Source organism: Actinomadura xylanilytica, from assembly GCF_030283145.1.
Lineage (GTDB): Bacteria > Actinomycetota > Actinomycetes > Streptosporangiales > Streptosporangiaceae > Spirillospora > Spirillospora xylanilytica.
Genome location: NZ_JASNWE010000001.1, coordinates 1,537,630 through 1,551,074, shown reverse-complemented (window position 1 = coordinate 1,551,074; position 13,445 = coordinate 1,537,630). Strand labels below are relative to the sequence as shown.

At 70.1% G+C, this 13,445-nt stretch carries 16 protein-coding genes; 11 read left to right on the top strand and 5 right to left on the bottom strand.

Going from position 1 to position 13,445, the window contains the following annotated elements; all coding sequences use genetic code 11:
* Positions 1-88: 88 nt before the first annotated feature.
* On the bottom strand, positions 89-1,258 hold the full coding sequence (locus QP090_RS07220; RefSeq protein ID WP_285937724.1) for a sensor histidine kinase: 1,170 nt from the start codon (positions 1,256-1,258) through the stop codon (positions 89-91).
* Positions 1,259-1,313: 55 nt separating this feature from the next.
* Positions 1,314-1,742: an ATP-binding protein gene (locus tag QP090_RS07215; RefSeq protein ID WP_285937723.1), complete on the bottom strand. Its 429-nt coding sequence runs from the start codon at positions 1,740-1,742 to the stop codon at positions 1,314-1,316.
* Between the two features lie 252 nt (positions 1,743-1,994).
* Here QP090_RS07215 and QP090_RS07210 point away from each other — a divergent pair, with 252 nt between their 5' ends.
* From QP090_RS07210 to QP090_RS07170, 9 genes are all read left to right on the top strand, one after another.
* Entirely contained in the window at positions 1,995-2,807 is an 813-nt protein-coding gene (locus tag QP090_RS07210) for a helix-turn-helix domain-containing protein (RefSeq protein WP_285937722.1), read from the top strand.
* The gene (locus QP090_RS07205) at positions 2,807-2,998 is read left to right on the top strand and encodes a DUF397 domain-containing protein (protein ID WP_285937721.1); all 192 of its coding nucleotides are present in this window, start codon (positions 2,807-2,809) and stop codon (positions 2,996-2,998) included. Before QP090_RS07210 ends, QP090_RS07205 begins: the two co-directional genes overlap by 1 nt.
* A 39-nt stretch (positions 2,999-3,037) precedes the next feature.
* Complete coding sequence (locus QP090_RS07200; RefSeq protein ID WP_432763015.1) at positions 3,038-3,250, top strand: DUF397 domain-containing protein; 213 nt, start codon at positions 3,038-3,040, stop codon at positions 3,248-3,250.
* A gap of 88 nt (positions 3,251-3,338) precedes the next feature.
* Positions 3,339-3,536, top strand: a complete 198-nt coding sequence (locus QP090_RS07195) for a hypothetical protein (RefSeq protein WP_285937720.1) — start codon at positions 3,339-3,341, stop codon at positions 3,534-3,536.
* Positions 3,537-3,611: 75 nt separating this feature from the next.
* Positions 3,612-4,352 (top strand): class I SAM-dependent methyltransferase, encoded by a 741-nt coding sequence (locus tag QP090_RS07190; RefSeq protein WP_285937719.1) that lies wholly within the window; start codon positions 3,612-3,614, stop codon positions 4,350-4,352.
* A gap of 694 nt (positions 4,353-5,046) precedes the next feature.
* Complete coding sequence (locus QP090_RS07185) at positions 5,047-5,643, top strand: RNA polymerase sigma factor (protein ID WP_285937718.1); 597 nt, start codon at positions 5,047-5,049, stop codon at positions 5,641-5,643.
* Positions 5,643-6,719 (top strand): CU044_5270 family protein, encoded by a 1,077-nt coding sequence (locus QP090_RS07180; RefSeq protein WP_285937717.1) that lies wholly within the window; start codon positions 5,643-5,645, stop codon positions 6,717-6,719. The genes QP090_RS07185 and QP090_RS07180 overlap by 1 nt, the downstream gene beginning before the upstream one ends.
* A gap of 493 nt (positions 6,720-7,212) precedes the next feature.
* On the top strand, positions 7,213-7,929 hold the full coding sequence (locus QP090_RS07175; protein ID WP_285937715.1) for a hypothetical protein: 717 nt from the start codon (positions 7,213-7,215) through the stop codon (positions 7,927-7,929).
* 188 nt (positions 7,930-8,117) lie between these two features.
* Positions 8,118-8,777, top strand: coding sequence for a hypothetical protein (locus QP090_RS07170; RefSeq protein WP_285937714.1), 660 nt, complete (start codon positions 8,118-8,120; stop codon positions 8,775-8,777).
* Positions 8,778-8,890: 113 nt separating this feature from the next.
* On the opposite strand, the gene QP090_RS07165 is transcribed toward QP090_RS07170, so the two are convergent.
* On the bottom strand, positions 8,891-9,280 hold the full coding sequence (locus QP090_RS07165) for a cupin (protein ID WP_285937712.1): 390 nt from the start codon (positions 9,278-9,280) through the stop codon (positions 8,891-8,893).
* Complete coding sequence (locus QP090_RS07160; protein WP_285937711.1) at positions 9,277-10,725, bottom strand: MFS transporter; 1,449 nt, start codon at positions 10,723-10,725, stop codon at positions 9,277-9,279. Before QP090_RS07160 ends, QP090_RS07165 begins: the two co-directional genes overlap by 4 nt.
* 165 nt (positions 10,726-10,890) lie before the next feature.
* On the opposite strand from QP090_RS07160, the gene QP090_RS07155 reads away from it, so the two are divergent.
* Both QP090_RS07155 and QP090_RS07150 read left to right on the top strand, forming a co-directional pair.
* Positions 10,891-12,033: a sensor histidine kinase gene (locus tag QP090_RS07155; protein WP_285937709.1), complete on the top strand. Its 1,143-nt coding sequence runs from the start codon at positions 10,891-10,893 to the stop codon at positions 12,031-12,033.
* Positions 12,030-12,689 carry a response regulator gene (locus tag QP090_RS07150; RefSeq protein WP_285937708.1) on the top strand — a complete coding sequence of 220 codons (660 nt, stop codon included), beginning with the start codon at positions 12,030-12,032 and terminating at the stop codon, positions 12,687-12,689. Before QP090_RS07155 ends, QP090_RS07150 begins: the two co-directional genes overlap by 4 nt.
* Here QP090_RS07150 and QP090_RS07145 read toward each other — a convergent pair.
* Positions 12,670-13,419: a TetR/AcrR family transcriptional regulator gene (locus QP090_RS07145; RefSeq protein ID WP_285937707.1), complete on the bottom strand. Its 750-nt coding sequence runs from the start codon at positions 13,417-13,419 to the stop codon at positions 12,670-12,672. The genes QP090_RS07150 and QP090_RS07145 overlap by 20 nt on opposite strands.
* Between the last annotated feature and the right edge of the window lie 26 nt (positions 13,420-13,445).

The window sequence follows — 13,445 nt, the reverse complement described above, 5'->3', positions numbered from 1 at the left end:
CTTCAGATCCAAGGTGCTGACATCCACCTCTCTCCCGAAGCCCGCCCCAGGGTTGCGCCCCGCGCCGGAGTTTCCGCGAGGCCGCGCGTCACACCTGGTCGTTCGTGGGGATCACGGCGAGGACGCGGGTGCCGTCGCCGGCGGAGCTGGTGACGGTGAGCTCGCCGCCGAGTTCGGCCAGGCGCTTGCGCATGCCGTCGAGGCCGAAGCCGCGGGACGCGCCGACGACGAAGCCGCGGCCGTCGTCGGTGATCTCCAGTTCGATGCCGTGCGGCTCCCGGGCGAGGACGACGCCGACGGTCGAGGCGGCGGCGTGCTTGCGCACGTTGGCCAGCGACTCCTGGGCGCAGCGCAGGAGCGCGATCCGGGTCTGCTGGTCGCACTCGACGTCGGGGAGCTCGGCGCCGACGGTGAGCCCGGTGTCCTCGGCGAACCGGTCCAGGGTGCGGCGCAGGGCCTGGGCGACCGAGCCCTGCACGACCTGTGGGGCCGAGCCGACCAGGACCCGTGCCTCCGCGAGGTTCTCGCGGGCCGTGCGTTCGATCGAGAGCAGTTGCTGGGCGCTCTTGCCGGAGCCCGCGCCGATGCCCGCGCGAGCCGCCTCGGCCAGCACGATGATGGACGCGAAGCCCTGCGCGAGGGTGTCGTGGATCTCCCGCGCGAACCGTTCGCGCTCCTGCGCGGCGCCCTCGCGGCGGTTGGCCTCGGCGAGCTGCCGCTGAGTCTTCTCCAGCTCCGTGCCCAGGCGGCGGGCGCGCTCGTCGCTCTGCCGGATGTACCAGTGCATCAGAAGGCCGACCAGGACGCCCGCGACGTACCCGATGCAGGTGAAGACGGCGTTTCCGGCGGAGAACTCGTCGCTGGCGATTCCGCCGGCGAAGGTGACCGCCGCGGCGGCGCCGCTCAGGGCGATCGCCCGCCGCGGCCCGCCCGCGAAGATCCAGAACTGGGGCAGGGAGATGATGAACATCGCGGCGCCCCCGTTCAGCAGGTACGACTGGGCGCCCAGCCCGAGCGCGAGCACCGCGAGGAAGACCTGCGGGCGCAGGACGGGGTTGCGGGGGAAGAACCGGAGGACCGCGTAACAGGTTCCGAGCACGGCCAGCAGCGCCAACGACCAGTACCTCGTCGCGGCCGGACGGTCCGCCAGCAGGGCGATGCCCGGCGGGACCAGGCCGAAGACCAGCCAGAGCGCGGAGTACCCGAGGTGGAGCCGCCGCAACTGGGACCGGTCGATGGGCTGCGGGGCCGGAATCATGCCGATCAGCCTACTTTCGCCGGCGGACGGTCAGCGGGCTCCGCGCCCGGAGGCGCTACGGCGTGCGGAGGACGGCGTAGACGACCTTGCCGCCGCGCTCCGGCCGGCATCCCGACGTCTCCGCGAGGCTCCCGATGATGCCTAGACCCCACCCGCCGGGATCGTCCGCGTCCGGATCGAAGACGCCCGGCGCCTCGAAGTCGGGGACACGCGGGACGGGCAGGTCCGGCGAGGGGTCCCACAGTTCCAGCGCCAGCCCGCCGGCGACGCGGAAGACGCGGAGGTCGAGCCGCTCGTACGGCGCCGCCGTGAGGGCGTTGGTCACCATCTCCGAGATCAGGAGCGCGGCGCTGTGCGCGGTGTCCGGCGTGCAGCCCCACTTCAAGGCGGTCGCCTCCACGATCCGCCGCGCCTCGATCACCGAGGCGGGCGACGCCAGAAAGCTGCGCAGCACCGCCCCCTGCGCCACCTGGACGCCGCTCACCGCCCGTCCCACCGAACCGCGCAGGCGCGAACACCCGCCAGATTTATCCTGATCCAGGGGAATTCGCCGAACCGAGACCTATTCACATTCATGAGTTCCGCCCTCTTCGGGTCTCCTCCGCCGGAGGGAGAGAAGGGCCCGCCGCCGGATCAATTGCTGTGTTCCGCGTCACAGGCTCGGTCCAGCGCCCTACGCTTGTCACGTTTGCCAGCACATTTGGAAAAACCACGGGACAGCGGAGGTTGATCGATCATGGTCAGAAAGTCGCCGGAACCGAAGACTTCGCTCTACGCGTTCATGGCCTACTACCTGCGGTTTCTTCGAATGCGGCACCGCATGACCCAGACTCAGGTGGGCGAGATCATCGGCTGTACCTACAGCCAAATTTCCAAGTACGAGGCGGGGACGAAACAACTCGACGAAAAGCAGTGCGAATCGCTCGATGAGGCATGGAATATCGGCGGGCTGTTCTCGATCATGCTCGTCTACGCGAAGTGGGGCCCGGACCTGAACTGGCCGGCGCGACTCTTGCGCTACCAGATCCAGGCGTCCGTCCTGCGGATCTTCTCCAACAACCTGATCCCGCTCCCGTTCCAGACCGAGGACTACGCCCGGGGGCTGCTGGGAGCGGGCTACGCGGCCAGGCTGATCGACGATGTCGAATCCGCTGTCGCGAAACGGATGGAGATCCAGGCGCGGATCCTCGACGGTGACCCCGAGATCTGGCTGGTGCTGGACGAGATGGCCCTCCGGCCCATGGGTCCTCCCGAAGTAATGCGGGAGCAGTACAACCGGCTCCTGGAGCTGGAGCGCCTGCCGAACGTATCCATTCGCATGCTTCCGTTGAGCGCCACGCCGAACATCGGGGTGGACGGGTCATTTTGGTGCTTCGAACTGCCCAATCGCCGACTGGCCGCATTCTCCGGCACGGCGCTCGACGTCGGCCGGGTCATCGACGACCAGACAGAGGTGGCTGGCGTGGCAGTACGATTCGAACGGATCGCGGCACGGGCCTGGAGCGAAGACCAGACCCGCGAGCACATAGCGAAGATGGGTGAGAAGTAGTGACCATCTGGCGGAAGAGCAGCCACAGTGGAAGCGGCGGCACCACGGAGTGCGTCGAGCTTGCGGATCTGGACGCGGCTGTGGGCATCCGTGACAGTAGGAACCCCTCGGGTCCGCACCTGTCGGTCGCCAGACGCGATCTGGCCGCGCTCGTTGGACGGGTCAAGTCCGGCGAGCTGGAGATCCGCTAGCAGGGGAGTGGCTCTGGTGTGGATGTGGATGGAGAGGACATGGTCGTGATGGACGTTCCTGCCCCCCGATGGCGCAAGAGCAGCTACAGCGGTGGTGGCGGCACCACGGAGTGCGTCGAGTTGGCGGACCTGGATGCGGCTGTGGGTATCCGTGACAGCAAGAACCCCTCGGGCCCCCACCTGTCGGTCGCCAGGCGCGACCTGGCCTCGATCGTCGGCCGGATCAAGTTCGGCGAGCTAGACCTTCGCTAGTGCCTCGTCCAGAAACGTTCTTCGGGTAATTGGTCTTTAGGTGGATGCGGCCCAGGCTGCTTTCGAGTCGAGACTCGGAGGTGCTGTGGTGGGGCGTCTCCCGGAGGTGTTCGTCTGTCCTGTGTCGATGGCCGGGGGCCGGCGGTTGCAGCGGATCGGGCGGACGGCCAAAGATCCGGTGCAGCTGCGGCGGGCGATCGTGGTGCTGATGTCGGCGCAGGGACAGCCCGTGCCCGACATCGCGCATCCGCTGGATTGCTCGCCGGAATATACGTGCGCGGTGTGATCCACGACGGCAATGATCTCGGCCCGTGCCCTAATCGTGTTGACCGCCCCCGGCAGGAAGTGCTGGAGTCGGCATGTGGACAGCATCCCCGCCAACCGGCAGTACTGGAACCAGATCAGTCGCGCCTACCAGCACGAGCACGACCCGCAGATCGGCGCCGCGCCCCGGCTGTGGGGCATGTACGCCATCCCCGACGCGCACCTGCACGCCCTGGGCGACGTTACCGGCAAGCGCGTCCTCGAACTCGGCTGCGGCGCCGGCCAGTGGTCCAGGTCGCTCGCCGCCGAGGGCGCCACCGTGGTCGGGCTCGACCTGTCCGAAGCCCAACTCGCCGCAGCAGCCCGCGCGATGGGAGCCGCCCGCTACCCGCTGGTGCAAGGCGCCGCCGAACTGCTCCCGTTCGCCGCCGGCAGCTTCGACCTGGTGTTCTGCGACCATGGCGGGCTTAGCTGGGCGCCCCCGCACCTGGCCGTCCCGCAGGCCGCACGCGTCCTGCGCCGCGGCGGGCGCCTGGTGTTCAACGCCGCCAGCCCATGGTTCGAAGCCTGCTACGACGACGACGCCCGCCGCGTGACCACTACGCTGAACCACGACTACTTCGGGCTGAACACCATCGCCGAAGACGACGGCGCGGCCAGCTATCAGCTCACCTACGGCGACTGGATCAAGACCCTGCGCGGCGCGGGGCTCGTCATCGACGACCTTATCGAGCCGCGGCCCGAACCCGGAACACTTAACGGCTACAACGAAACCGACCCGCCTGACTGGGCACACCACTGGCCAGCAGAAATGCTCTGGATAACCCACAAGCCGTAAACACCGCCGCACCGAGACGTGAATGTTTACCATCGAGTCTGCGGCGTTCAGATTAGCTGATTGTGTCGAATTTATGGCACGGCTCCAGATTAGCGCGAAGCTGTCGAGGCTCTTACCCCCGTCAGGCGCATGCGACGCGCACGAGATCACACGTTTGATCTAGTGCCTTGTCAGGCAACGTTGATCTTGTAATCGGCTGATCTCCATGGATTCCGAATCACGGGCATGAGATGCCCAGGATCCAGATCTAACACGTCAATGACGCACGCGGCATCAATGTGCGGGGCCCTGCGTGAGCTGAGGGCGGTCACGCCGGGCGGGGGAGGGGCCGGTATGGCCGTCCCGTGCTGAACGAATCCCCGCATCTCATCCGGCTTCGCGTCGAAGACGCCCACGACCCAAGTGCCGCGCCCGGCCACCGCCTTCACAGGGCCGGGGGAAGACTGCCGCCACCGCCCCACCTGCGATGATCGCAGGGCGGACGCGTCCAGCGGGATGGAGAACCCGCCGAGCTGAGGCACGAGCAGCTTCCAGCGGCTGCGGCGTACCCAGCGTGGAGGCGATCGGCGCGGCCGTGTCGGGGCGGTCGCCGCGGCTTCGCGTGAACCCATCCGTGGGTTTTTGAGAACAACCAGCGTGAGTGACCTACCTCCGGCTGAAGGGATGCCATGACGCGTTCGCAGAGAGAGCTCCCATGACGGCCGCGGCGATCGATCCCGGCAGGGCTCAGGAGCTTGACGACGCGGAACTGATCACGCTGTCGCTCGAGGAGCCGGAATGGTTCTCGGCGCTGTTCGACCGGCACGGCCGCCGGATCTACGACTATGCCGCCCGGCGGCTGGGAGGCCACGCCGCTGAGGACATCGTCGCCGAGACGTTCTTCATCGCCTTCCGCGGTCGTTCCTCCTATGACCGGACGCGGTCGATGGCGCGGCCCTGGCTCTATGGCATCGCGACGAACCTGATCGCCCGCCACCGGCGCGCCGAGGAGCGCTACTACCGCACGTTCCAGCGCACCGGGCTGGACCCGCTGCCCGAGCCGATGGCCGACGTCGTGGTCACCCGGGTCGCCGCGCAGGTCGAGGAGCGCCGCCTGGCGGGCGCGCTGAGAAAGCTGTCACGTGGTGACCGCGACGTGCTGCTGCTGGTCGCGTGGGGCGACCTGACCTACGAGGAGGTCGCGGCGGCGCTGGACCTGAAGGTCGGCACGGTGCGCTCGCGGCTGCACCGGGCGCGGCGCAAGGCGCGCGCGGCGCTCGGTGAGACGGACCCGGTGAAGGAGCAGATGTGATGAACGACCTCAAAATGATCAAGGAGTGGCGGGCCGGCACGCCGCCGATGCCGGCCGCGATGGAGGAGTCCATCCGCGCCCGGCTGGGCGCGCTGGCGACCGGCGCCGAAGCACCGCGGCGGCGGCCCCGGCGGTCCTATCGCCGTCCCGTTCTCGGCGCCCTGCTCGCGGGCGGCGTCGCGGCGGCGGTCGGCATCACCCTGCTGGGCGGGGACCCCGGCGACGGCCCGCAGGACGGCATGTCCGCCCGTACCGTCCTGCTCAGTGCCGCCGAGAAGGCGCAGCGGCAGCCCGAGACCACCGGCCGCTACTGGCACACCGTCACGAACTCCAAGTTCTTGTTGGGCAGTCTGGCCACCAGCGACGACGGGCCGCCCCGGTTCCGGATGTACGAGCGGAAACAACTCGAGTACTGGGCCTCGCCGAACCCCGAAAGGAAGGACTGGAGCGCGACGACCAACCTCGGGATGGAGCCGGTGATCAAGGCCGACGAGGACGCCTGGAAGCGCCTCAAGTGCCCGGACTTCCTCATGCCCGCGCCGGGTGACGGCGACTGCACGACGATGCTCAAGCCCGGCCGCCGCAAGATCGAGACGGGAGACCTCAACTACTCGTTCGTCAACTTTGACGGCAAGAAAGTCACGTTCCAGCAGATCGCCGACCTGCCCACCGACCCGGTCCGGCTGCGGGAGGCCCTGAATCGCCTCCTCGGCTACAAGGCCGGCGACGAGAAGGTGTTCGAGCTCGGGACGGGCCTGGTGTCAGAGGCCCCGGCACCCCCCAGGGTGCGGGCGGCGGCGTTCCGGATGATCGCGGAGCTGCCCTCCGTCCGGACCCTCGGTGAGCTCACCGACCCGCTCGGCCGCAAGGGCACGGCCGTCGCGCTGAAGGTCAGCCGCGACGCCGAGGCCGTCGAGACGCGGTTGATCGTCGACCCGGCCGCCGGGCGGGCGCTGACGAGTTACAGCGTCGCGCTGAACAACGGCGACGGCCTCCACGGGACCGGTATCAAGACCGGGGAGATCCAGACCTCGTCCTCCGTGATCGAGGCCGGCTGGACGAACTCCCACCCCTGATCCCCAGCGAACGGCGGCGTGCCCCTGGTGATCGAGATGACTCGATCACCAGGGGCACGCTCGTACTCATCCCGCCCCGATGACTTCGGCCGGGTCGCGAGTCCGTTCCGCTGACCGTCGTAGGACGCTGCCCGGCACGAGCCTTCGTCGCCCGTCCGCTCCGTCAACCGGAGTGCACGTCTCTTGACACCGGGTGGCCCGCCGGCTCGACCTCAGCCCGCAGACAGCGCCGACGGCGCTGGTAGGAGGCGGAACATCCGAAACAGTCAAGCTCATGACCACGATGCTGCCGGTCCAGCGACTCGCCCGACTCCCCTCACAGAGTCGACCAGATCCCCCGCACGGGTGAGTCCGCCACCGGGGACGTGGGCTGAGGCATGTCCCGCAAAAGGAGCAGGATCAGCCGCGGTGATGCTCCGAACCATGGCGACTGAGTCTCCCGCGGCCTCCCATCTCCAGTGATCACATGGGCCACCGGCATGATGAGCCCGTGATGAACAGCGCAGACATGCATCCGGACCAGATCCCGGGCTACCAGGGCGGCCCGCTCGCTCACCTTCCCGAGCTTCTCAACGAGCCCTTGTTCTGGCTGGGACACCTCTACCCCTGCGTGCACAGTGAGGAGGCCGAGGAACTCTTGTTCGGTGCGGACTACGACGCCGCGGAGGACTTCCACCGCCAGTTGTCCGGGCGCTTGGACTGGCCGACCTTCACTGTCCCCGTCGCCGCCGGTCGTCTGCACATCATCTACCGCAACCTTGAGGGCGACAGGGGCACCGACTACCTCCTGCGCCATCCCGACTGGGACCGCGCTGAACTCATCGCCAGAAATGACGGCCACTTCATGGGCCCTGGCCTGTCCTGGCCCGAGCTGACAGCAGCTGCAGGCAACAGCCTGGACGGTGGCTCGACCACCGACCCTGACAGCCGGCTGCTTCTCCTGCTGCCCGCGTTCGCGGACCTGGCCGTGCCCGACGTAGCAGCCGAGCGCCTGGCAGCCGCGCTACGCGCCCGCACCGCCGTCGAGAACCCCGAACAACTCGCGGCCACCCTGCTGGAAGACCAGGGCCCCTGTGGTCCCACCCACTGGACGACGACCAACGACGGCCAATGGATCAACGACGGCCACTACTCATACCGCAACCCCACCAACAAATTCGCCCTGCCGGCGGAGCGGCTCGCCCGTGTGACGGCCGCGCTGGCGTCCTGATCCACACCGCCCTGGGACCATTTTGCATCTCCTTCAAGGCGCGTAGCCTCAACCTCCAAGCCCTGCGCTGCCAAGCACCCGAGATCGATCACGGGACAGCGCTTATGGGATCGGGCAGAGCGGCTCTCTTGCCAGTTCATCACTGGCGAGTCGTGGCAGTCGGCGGTGTTTTGATAAGAATAGTGCCTATGAGGACCACCGTTCATCGCGTCCGGCTCGGACTGGAGGAGTTCCGGATCATCCGCGCGGCCGACCCGCTCACCCGTGCGCGACTCGTCGGTCGGGATCCCGCGCGGGGCGGGTTGCAGATGAACGTGGACGCGGGCGCCGCGCGATATATCGGCATGCTGTGGCTGCTGGCCGCACGCTCACCGCGCTCGCTGATCTACCTGCCCCTCCGCGGCGGTGCGCTTCCGGCGGGCGGATCCCCACCGGAAGAGCCCCCTCTTGATCTGGTGCTGCTCCACCATTCGCTACAGTTCAAGCCGCATCACTGGAAACGGTTGCGAGGACGTCTCGGGTGCGGAGCAAAAAGTACGGTGCGGGTCTCTGTGAATGACCTGCCCGGCGATAGTGCCATTGACTACGACGCCCGCCGTCACCGAGGGCATCGTGACGTGTTCCACCAGCACGTCCACGCCGAGTCGCTGTTCATGGTCGGAAGTGCGAAGGTGTTCCGTGAAACGGCGGGCCTGTTCTTCGATATCGTCAAGCGCGGCCACGACTACCGTCCCCCTGCCGAGCTGCGGCAGGACTTCAACCTCCACTACTGCACAGAGCTCGGGGACCCTCTGGTGGGCGGTGGGCGAGAGATTCATATCGAATACACCCGCCGGTGGGCTCGCTGACCCTTCCGACATCGCCTCGAAGGTGCTCACCGGACGGACCAGTGCAGGTCGAGCTCCAGGCCCCCGTGGAGCCAGGGGCCTCCCGAACGCGATCCCGGCGGATCAGGCGCCGATCAGGCTTCGGTGCGCTTCTCCAGCCGGCTGCCGCGCGGCAGGGTGACGGCCATGACGCTGCTGGGGACGTCCAGCTCGATGCGGTGCCATCGTCCGCGCGGGACGATGGCGGCGGTTCCGGCCGGCAGCCTGATCTCTTCCTCCGCTTCCCCCGGCCGTTCCGGACGGAGGCAGAGGCGGATCTTCCCGATCAGGCACGACACGATCTCCTCGGCCTCGGGGTGGACCTCCCAGTGGTCGGCGTGGACGTCGGCGTCGCTCTTGGCATGGAAGGCCACGAGCTGCCAGCCGTCCGGCTCGGAGTCCACGGTTCTCTTCTTGGCGCGCACCTGACCGTCCTGGTGAAGGTGGACGGCGGACGCGAAGAGGTCGATCGGGGTGACGGTCATGCCGGGACGTCCTTCTTGTGGTGGTCGTCGGTGTGCTCGGCGGGTGCCGGCGGGCCGGTCCGGGGCAGGACGGTGAGGGCGATGAGGACGGCGGTGAGCAGGAGCGCGGCGCCGAGGGTCAGGGCGAGCGCGTACCCGGCGTTGAGGGCCTCGGGTGTCGTGGCCTGGCCGGTGCGGTTGTGCGCGACGGTGCCGAGGGCGGCCAGTCCGAGCGAGGCGCCGATCTGGCGTGAGCTGTTGAGCAGGCCGGAGGCGGTGCCGGTCTCGTGGAGCGCGACGCCGGTGGTGGCGAGGGAGACGATCGGTCCGAGGCAGATCCCCAGGCCGACGCTGACGATGATCGAGGGCACGAGGACGTCGGTGCTGAAGGCGCCGTCCGGGCTGATCAGGCCGAGCCAGGCGAACCCGGTCGCGGCCAGCAGCCCGCCGATGCCGAGCAGGGTCCGGGGAGCGAGGCGGTAGCCGAGCCTGACGGCGAGCACGGCGCCGGCGATCGCGCCGAGGGCCAGCGGCAGGAACATGACCCCGGTCAGCGCCGGCCCCGTCCCGAGGACTCGTTGCAGGTAGAGGGAGATGAAGTAGAAGGCCGAGCTCAAGGCCGCGCCGGCCAGGAGGTTGTAGGCGTTCACGCCGGCGACCGAGCGGTTGGCGAACAGGCCGAGCCGGATCAGCGGGTCGCGGGTCGTGGTGCGCTCGACGAGGACGAAGGCGGCCAGCAGTACGGCGGCGGCGGCCAGGGTCGTCAGGGTGACCGGCGAGGTCCACGCGTACCGGTCGGTGCGGACGATGCCGAACACCAGCAGGGTCATGCCCGCCGTGGCCAGGACGGCGCCGAGCACGTCCGGACGGCCGCCGCGGGCCGGGGGCGGGCCGGCGGCGACACCGCGCCAGGCCAGGGCCAGCGCGCCGGCGGCCATCGGCACGTTCACCAACATCACCCAGCGCCAGCTCGCGTACTCGGTGAGCAGGCCGCCGATCAGGACGCCGAAGGCGCCTCCGGCGGCGTTCATCGCGCTCCATATGCCGAAGGCCCGGACGCGGGCCCGGCCCGTGGGGAACGTCGCGGTCAGCAGCGACAGCGCGGCCGGGGCCAGCGCGGCGGCCCCGATGCCCTGCGCGACGCGGGCGGCGACCAGATGGCCGGGTGCCTGCGCGAAGCCGCCGAGGAGGGAGGCGAGGCCGAACAGGCCGAGCCCGAGCAGCAGGACCCGCTTGCGGCCGTACCGGTCGGCGGCCTTGCCGCCCAGCAGGAGCAGCCCGCCGAAGGTGAGCGCGTAGGCGTGGATCACCCAGGTCAGGCCCACCTCGCTGAAGCCGAGGCCGGCGGCGATCTGCGGGAGGCCGACGTTCACCACCGACAGGTCCAGCGACACCATGAACTGCACGACGGCCACCACGGCGAGGGTGAGCCCGGGACGGGCGTCCTTGACTCGGATTGTGTACATGCCGGACATCGTGCTTTCCGGGCCGGTCGGTGGTCATCGTGCCCGGGGAGACTCCTCCGCCCGGCACCGGGGAAGTAGGTTCGGCCCCACTACTGCGCTGGGAGTAGTGAGGTGTTCCGACTTGCTGCGGAGGAGTTCCGGCGAAAACGGCCATAACCTTCATGAATGAGGTTGATGGAGCGGTGGCGTCCGCTCGCCCAGGACGGCCTGCTCGCCGCGGTGCTGGCCGTCCTGCTCTCGGTCGTCGTGTCCGTCACGCCGGACGGGGGCGTGCTGGATCTCGTGGCCGTCCTCGCCGGCTCGCTCGTGCTCGTCGCCCGGCAACCGGCGCCGCTGGTGGCGTTGCTCGTCAGCACGGTCTGCATGCTCGTGGTCGCGGTGCACATCCAGCCGGGCCCGACCGCCGCGTTCCCCGTGCTGGCCGCGGTGTTCGCCGCGGTGAGCGCCCGCCACCGGCTGGCCGCGGCGCTGGCGGGCACGGCCTTCTTGAGCGCCGGGCTGGTGGCGGACCTGATCGGCGACGACGGAGCCGTGCGGAGTCTCCAGGACACCTCACTGCTGGTCGGCTGGTTCGTGGCGGCCGGTGTGGCGGCGACGGTGGCCCGGCACCGGCAGGCGTACCTGGAGGAGGCCGAGCGGCGGGCCGCCGAGGCCGAGCGCACCCGCGAGGAGGCGGCCGGGCGCCGCGCGGGCGAGGAGCGGCTGCGCATCGCCAGGGAACTGCACGACTCGCTCACCCACAGCATCTCGATCATCAAGGTCCAGGCCGGGGTGGCCGTCCACGTGGCGCGCAAGCGCGGCGAGGACGTGCCCCCCGCGCTGCTGGCCATCCAGGACGCCAGCGGCGACGCCATGCGCGAGCTGCGCGCCACCCTGGAGGTGCTGCGCGACTCCGACCACCCCGACGGCGAGGCCCTGGCCAGCGGGCTCGACCGGCTCGACGACCTGGTGGAACGGGCCCGCTCGACCGGGCTGGCGGCCACGGTGACGATCTCCGGCACGCGGCGGGACCTGCCGGCCGAGACGGACCGGGCCGCGTACCGGATCGTCCAGGAGGCGCTCACCAACGTCTCCAGGCACGCCGGCGGGGCGGGCGCGGCGGTGCGCATCGACTACGCGGACGGGGAGCTGGTCGTGCGGATCGACGATGACGGCGAGGCCGACCCGGACGCGCCGCCCGTGCCCGGCACTGGGCTGCTCGGCATGCGCGAGCGCGTCGCGGCGCTCGGCGGCCGGCTGCGCGCCGAGCCCCGCCCCGAGGGCGGCTTCACCGTGCGCGCCGAGCTTCCCCTGGGGGGACCCGCGTGATCCGCGTGCTGCTCGTGGACGACCAGGCGCTCATCCGCGGCGGCTTCCGGGCCCTGCTGGAGATCGAGGACGGCATCGAGGTGGTGGCCGAGGCCGCGAACGGCGAGCGGGGCGTCGCGCTCGCCCGCGAGCACCGGCCCGACGTCGCCCTCGTCGACATCCAGATGCCGGTGATGGACGGCATCGAGGCGACCCGGCTGATCGCCGCCGACGAGCGGCTGGCCGGCGTGCACGTCGTGATCCTCACCAACTACGGCCTCGACGAGTACGTCTTCAACGCGCTCCGCGCCGGCGCCTGCGGCTTCATGGTCAAGGACACCGAGCCCGCCGACCTGCTCCAGGGCGTCAGGGTCGCGGCCCGCGGCGACGCGCTGCTGTCCCCCGCGATCACCCGCCGCCTGATCGGCGAGTACGTCGCCCGCCGCCCCCAGCCCGCGCCCGAGGGGCTCGGCGTGCTGACCAACCGCGAGCGCGAGGTCACCGCGCTGGTGGCCCGCGGCCTGTCCAACGACGAGATCGCCGCCCACATGGTGATCAGCCCGACCACCGCGAAGACGCACGTCAGCAGGGCGATGACCAAGCTGCACGCCCGGGACCGCGCCCAGCTCGTGGTGTTCGCCTACGAGTCCGGCCTGGTCACTCCGCGGCGCGGCTGACCCCGTCCGGCGGCAGGCCGAGCGACCTGACCAGGTCGACCATCTCGGCGCGGTGCAGTGCGGCCGGATTGCCCGCGACGGGGTGGATGTGGCCGTCGATCTCCAGGGCGACCAGGCCGTGCATGCGGCCCCAGACGCGCAGCGCGAGCGCCGCCGCGGCGGGGGGCACGTCCGGGAGGTCCGCCTGGATCTTCGCGACGTAGTCGGGGTGGAGGTCGGACCAGGAGGTGTCCTCGGGCTGGTGCCGCCGGGCGTGCGGCCACGCGTCGGCCACCAGGCGGGTGAGGCCGCTGCACACCCGGCGGGCCGACACGTCCACCGGCCCGTCCTCGGGGGGCTGGTAACCGGGGACGGGGCGGCCGTAGAAGAGCCGGAAGCCCTCCGGGTGGGCCAGCGCCCACTCCCTCAGGGCCCGGCCCCAGGCCAGCAGCCTGCCGCCGGGATCGGTGCCCGGCACGGCGTCGCCGGCGGTCTCCAGCGCCTCCGCGAGCGAGGCGCCGATCCCGCTGATCAGTGCCGTGATCAGGTCGTCCCGGGTGGGGAAGTAGCTGTAGATCGCGCGTGGCGTCATCCCCATCTCGCGGGCGATGCCGCGCAGCGAGATCGCCCCGGGCCCCTCCTCGGCCAGCTGCCGCAGCGCGATGGTCTCGATCTCCAGGCTCGTCTCCGCCCGCAGCCGCTCGCGGCGGCTCAGCACGGCCCCGCCGCGTCCGCCCTCGTCCTTGGTCACGTTGTGCAGGATACAGGAGTGCATTA

Excerpts from the sequence above, each read along its gene's own strand:
- QP090_RS07155 (WP_285937709.1), top strand. The coding sequence starts at position 10,891 with ATGAGGTTGATGGAGCGGTGGCGTCCGCTCGCCCAGGACGGCCTGCTC.
- QP090_RS07175 (WP_285937715.1), top strand. The coding sequence starts at position 7,213 with ATGAACAGCGCAGACATGCATCCGGACCAGATCCCGGGCTACCAGGGC.
- QP090_RS07160 (WP_285937711.1), bottom strand. The coding sequence starts at position 10,725 with ATGTACACAATCCGAGTCAAGGACGCCCGTCCCGGGCTCACCCTCGCC.
- QP090_RS07180 (WP_285937717.1), top strand. The coding sequence starts at position 5,643 with ATGAACGACCTCAAAATGATCAAGGAGTGGCGGGCCGGCACGCCGCCG.
- QP090_RS07220 (WP_285937724.1), bottom strand. The coding sequence starts at position 1,258 with ATGATTCCGGCCCCGCAGCCCATCGACCGGTCCCAGTTGCGGCGGCTC.
- QP090_RS07165 (WP_285937712.1), bottom strand. The coding sequence starts at position 9,280 with ATGACCGTCACCCCGATCGACCTCTTCGCGTCCGCCGTCCACCTTCAC.
- QP090_RS07170 (WP_285937714.1), top strand. The coding sequence starts at position 8,118 with ATGAGGACCACCGTTCATCGCGTCCGGCTCGGACTGGAGGAGTTCCGG.
- QP090_RS07200 (WP_432763015.1), top strand. The coding sequence starts at position 3,038 with ATGGTCGTGATGGACGTTCCTGCCCCCCGATGGCGCAAGAGCAGCTAC.
- QP090_RS07185 (WP_285937718.1), top strand. The coding sequence starts at position 5,047 with ATGACGGCCGCGGCGATCGATCCCGGCAGGGCTCAGGAGCTTGACGAC.
- QP090_RS07210 (WP_285937722.1), top strand. The coding sequence starts at position 1,995 with ATGGTCAGAAAGTCGCCGGAACCGAAGACTTCGCTCTACGCGTTCATG.